Origin of the sequence: Enterovibrio nigricans DSM 22720 (genome assembly GCF_900167155.1) — a bacterium.
GTDB classification, from domain to species: domain Bacteria; phylum Pseudomonadota; class Gammaproteobacteria; order Enterobacterales; family Vibrionaceae; genus Enterovibrio; species Enterovibrio nigricans.
In genome coordinates, this window is record NZ_FUXU01000153.1 from 1 (window position 1) to 4,223 (window position 4,223).

6 protein-coding genes and 1 pseudogene are annotated in these 4,223 nt (G+C 36.1%); 1 reads left to right on the top strand and 6 read right to left on the bottom strand.

Going from position 1 to position 4,223, the window contains the following annotated elements; genetic code table 11:
• The 5 genes from B5D35_RS22840 to B5D35_RS22860 form a co-directional block, all read right to left on the bottom strand.
• Window positions 1–548: hypothetical protein (locus B5D35_RS22840; protein ID WP_078754707.1), on the bottom strand; the 548-nt coding region annotated here is incomplete at its 3' end.
• A 475-nt stretch (window positions 549–1,023) separates the two neighbouring features.
• Window positions 1,024–1,785, bottom strand: a complete 762-nt coding sequence (locus B5D35_RS22845) for a metallophosphoesterase family protein (RefSeq protein WP_170915259.1) — start codon at window positions 1,783–1,785, stop codon at window positions 1,024–1,026.
• Entirely contained in the window at window positions 1,760–2,395 is a 636-nt protein-coding gene (locus B5D35_RS22850) for a VUT family protein (RefSeq protein ID WP_078754709.1), read from the bottom strand. Before B5D35_RS22850 ends, B5D35_RS22845 begins: the two co-directional genes overlap by 26 nt.
• Entirely contained in the window at window positions 2,392–2,724 is a 333-nt protein-coding gene (locus B5D35_RS22855) for a hypothetical protein (RefSeq protein WP_078754710.1), read from the bottom strand. Before B5D35_RS22855 ends, B5D35_RS22850 begins: the two co-directional genes overlap by 4 nt.
• Before the next feature lie 86 nt (window positions 2,725–2,810).
• The gene (locus tag B5D35_RS22860) at window positions 2,811–3,245 is read right to left on the bottom strand and encodes a helix-turn-helix domain-containing protein (protein ID WP_078754711.1); all 435 of its coding nucleotides are present in this window, start codon (window positions 3,243–3,245) and stop codon (window positions 2,811–2,813) included.
• A 460-nt stretch (window positions 3,246–3,705) separates the two neighbouring features.
• Between B5D35_RS22860 and B5D35_RS22865 the strand changes: the two are divergent.
• Window positions 3,706–3,891: pseudogene (locus B5D35_RS22865) on the top strand (transposase); the annotation flags it as partial.
• Window positions 3,892–3,929: 38 nt separating this feature from the next.
• Here the strand turns inward: B5D35_RS22865 and B5D35_RS22870 are convergent.
• Window positions 3,930–4,223: DDE-type integrase/transposase/recombinase (locus B5D35_RS22870; protein WP_139367851.1), on the bottom strand; the 294-nt coding region annotated here is incomplete at its 5' end.

A 4,223-nucleotide genomic window follows, 5' to 3' on the forward strand; every position in this document is an offset into this window, starting at 1 on the left:
GCATCATCAACACACACGGTTATCCGCTCTGAATGGAAATAACCGGCACGGCGAAGGTAGATCATCACCTTGCCAAAGGCTTTCGGTGAGACATACTCACCCCAGCGAAGCACATAATCCTCTTGTAGCTGATCGTAGCTAATGGGCATTAAACCCGCTTCTGTGGCCAGACCTATACGACCACCAATCAAATCGGTGTTCGGCAGAATACAGGCCAAGACCTTGACTATCAGAGTGCGACACTGGATATTACGAACCGCCTCGCCTCCCCAGGCGAAAAGGGCAGGAAAACGCTGTGGATTTTCAATGAACTCCTCACAGCCTTTCAGGATAAACGCGTATTCATGGGGAAGATTAACGATGTCGCCGTTTCGCAATAACCGACGGCTACGGAATCCGATGCTGAAATCTGGATCGTTTTGGTGCTTGAGTGCGAGTGCTTCTTGATGCAGAGCGACAAGTTCAAGCTTACGCGCTTTGCGTCTCGCTCGATAAGCTTTGTCGTACTCGGCTTTGGTCGGTGTAAGGGAGTTATCAGTCGTTAACATGCGACTCACCCTCTAAGCCATTACCCAAACGATCCTCGATGAGAGATGCGTTATCTGATGGGGTAAATGTCTGAGTGTTGAGTCTGATTGATGCCTGCCCTCGGCAAGCTTGAAACATGCAGTTCATAGTAGGATTCCACAAGATTTTTAGGGTCGTTTGGGTTGAGAGTCCAAACAATAGAGTATCCAATATACAGAAGATCTCTTAAAGATCAAGTTCCTGAATTTCAGGCACAAAAAAACCGTCTACTTACGGGAAGACGGCTTCTTGCGAATGCTATGTAGTCAGGGTCTCACCCCCAACACATTCTAACTACTGAAAAATACACTACATAGAAAACTATGTAGTAGCGTGCTATGTAATGCACTTTAAATTCAACAACTGATCGTATCATAGCAGCAAAATTAAGGGCTTTGCAACATCTATAATGTATTTATCAAAATTAAGATATCGTGATTCTTATCATGTTTTTAGCTAGCTCGCTGTTACACTATCTGTTATGCGAATATGCTCATAAGAAACTACGGTTGGTAAGCCACCTACTGACTCAATCTGATAGGTCGTCATTCCTGAATCCGCAGTACGCATAATTTCTTCACTTTCATGATTAAACCCATATGATGAAGATAAACGAATAAATTGCTGAATAAACCCCTCATTTTTACTAAGTGCGTCATGAGCATGTCCGCTTATAACCATATGCCTACGTTTAATAATTTTTTCAATTTGTTTTTCATTCTCAAGTCCAATTTTATGAAACCATTTACCACCAACCTTTATTAAAGGATGGTGACTTACTATTATCATTTCATTTTTTCTTGATGCTTTTTTAAGTCTATATAATTCTTTTTTCGTTATCCTTCCCGCACCAAGATCAAGTGTTCCTCCTAGAGGCTTTTGGCTAGTGTCTAAGAACAAGAATCTTACTCCATCGATCAATGCCTCATTTGCTATTTTAATTTTGGTTCCATAAAAGCAAGATTTCATTATTTTTACATCATCATGATTACCTGCAACTGCGTAACATGATTTTATATTTGAGTGTTTTCCAATATACTCAGCGACTCTTTCATAAGCTAAACGCTCACTACAATTTGCGATATCTCCGGTCAAAAAAACTACTTTATTTTCAACGCATTCATTATCTATATAAGATAACAAATATTTCAAGGCTATATCTTTTTCATTTGGTTTTTTATCAAGATGGCAATCAGTTATTTGAAATATCTTTATCACAATACCCCCTTAGTTTTTTTATCGCATACAAAGTAGGAAAGAAGAGTATAATTTGGCTTGCAATTCTTTTGATTCCAGCCAAAATTAAAATACTAACAAGAACATCAAAATTTAAAGAGCCTAAAAATGCAATAGTTAAAAATATTGTAACATCTAAAGTTGAAGATATAAGTATTGCAACAAATAATCTAATATCAATTCTTATGTGTTCTAATTTTGAAAAAATAATTCCAAAAATATAAAAAGAAAACAAGTAGGCCAAAGAAGATGCGACAAATATCCTCATTTGATTCAAATCAAAAATGCTTTCAAATGCTACCTGAATTTCATTTTGTGAATTTATTCCATTTAATTTCATGGAGATAAACATTAGTATTGTGAAAATAAAATATGCAAAATACGACAAAAGAATAGAAAAAACATAATGATATTTATTTCTTAATGCTATAATTATTGAGCAAAAAACATAAACAAAAGGGTAACTAAAAAAACCAGCAGTGAGGCGATACCCATAAATTTCTATCACTTTAATAGCTGACAAATTTGATACAATAAGTGTCACAGACAATAATAACGTTAAAACAATATATATTTTCTCTATATTTTTCATATTACACCTATTAATTTAGATATGGTAATAATATCTTTATTTGTCATTCCTATTTTTTTTACTTTATGACAATCATGAATATCTTCAAATTTAATTACCACTTCTAAATTTTTCAAGTTAATTAAAATGGTTTTATTCCTGAAATTAATCTCTTTGATATAATCATTATTTAATACATGTTTCTCTGCTTTACAAATAAAGCTATTAATATTGTCTTTGTCTATTTTTATTCGTTCTAAATCATTATCGTTTATCTCGGAAAAATAACCAACCACTCCATCGACTTTAAATAGATTGAAATCTTCTTTTGAAAAATTAAATAATTTCATACCCTTATCCTAGTTAGCTTTTGAAGCACCTTATAATCATGCATGTCAAAAATGACATCTTTATCTAACTCCATAAGATAAAATTTTTAATTAATAGAAACGGCTCTCTTTATTGAAAATCCATTTGTTTTATTACTTTTCACGAAAACATAACTGTTGTCACTTAAATTACCATCATAACAATTAAAAACCAAATCAGCGTCTTCTGGTAAAAATTTTATTGCTGAATTATTTCTTATAACCAGAGAAATATTATAAAGTTCGTCAATGGTTTTCAAGGCATCTTCGTAACTTTCTCCTCTAGAATTTAAATATACAAGCTTTCTTTCTTTATAAATCAAATCATCAACGGTTATATTAAAATAATCACATATTTTCTTTATCGTATCAATTTTAGGATTGTTGTTTTTACCACTAATCAATGAATATAAGGTTTGATAGTTAACCCCCATCTTATATGCAAGATCTTTTATATTTTCTATATTGTGTTTTTTTAACAAACTTCCCAAACGCTCTTCCATAGCATGACTCAACTCACAACAAATTCGATTTATCTAAATAAATGCTGATTTATTTAGATAAATCGAATACATTCCAATCACTCATCATTGTTACTGATTTATGATCCAACTTGATTAAACCACATCAAAGCAGAAACAATGACATCGGTAAACATTCTACCACTATTCCTAACCGTAGGCTGCGGGATATGAGGAGTGTAAATGGTCGACGAGGGGCGGAGTAGGCGCGCGGGAACGACCTTAAATAGTAACCCCAAACAAGTACGAGCGCTGCTTTGAAAAGTAAGCAGGACAAGCGCAGACCGCTGCTGCCAGGCACGGGAATATGTCTTCCATGAGCTTATCGCCAAGGACTCAAAAGCCATAATGGCGACACGAACAGGCTTTGTTGCTTAAATCGATGGAACTAAATCTAGAAGCTACGATCTGATCGGCTACACCCATCAATCGTCGTAGTCTCATGTCTAAACCTCGTGACAAAACAACTAACTGGAAGCAGTACAACAAAGCCTTAATCAACCGTGGTTCTCTGACCTTTTGGATTGATGAGGAAACGATAGCTGAGTGGAAACAAAACAAACAAGGCAAGCGTGGTAGACCTCGCCGATTCAGCGACTTAGCCATTACTACGGGGTTGTTGCAAAAAATTCAATCGGGCGGATTTCACCCCGCCGCTTCCTGAAATTACGTGTAAATTACCTCGACATTAAAGAGTCGATTCATGAAGGCGGATCTCTCCCGCACAAGCACTTTACGCTCATCCTGACGTAACCAAAAATCAAACTGGCCTTTATTCAACATCCGTAGAGATTCGAATCCCTGAAGGGTTGACCAGGCACGCTTTCGTTTTTTAAAACCGCCGGTGCCTGCAAGGAGTTTCTTGATGGGGGCATGATCGGATTCAATACCATTGTTGAGGTATTTCACCTGCCGTTGCTCAACATCCGCTCGAAGTCGTCCTTCCTTCTTCAGTCGGGC

What these genes read in the sequence shown, in the direction of transcription:
- B5D35_RS22850 (WP_078754709.1), bottom strand. Translation starts at nt 2,395, where the DNA reads ATGAAAAATATAGAGAAAATATATATTGTTTTAACGTTATTATTGTCT.
- B5D35_RS22860 (WP_078754711.1), bottom strand. Translation starts at nt 3,245, where the DNA reads ATGGAAGAGCGTTTGGGAAGTTTGTTAAAAAAACACAATATAGAAAAT.
- B5D35_RS22855 (WP_078754710.1), bottom strand. Translation starts at nt 2,724, where the DNA reads ATGAAATTATTTAATTTTTCAAAAGAAGATTTCAATCTATTTAAAGTC.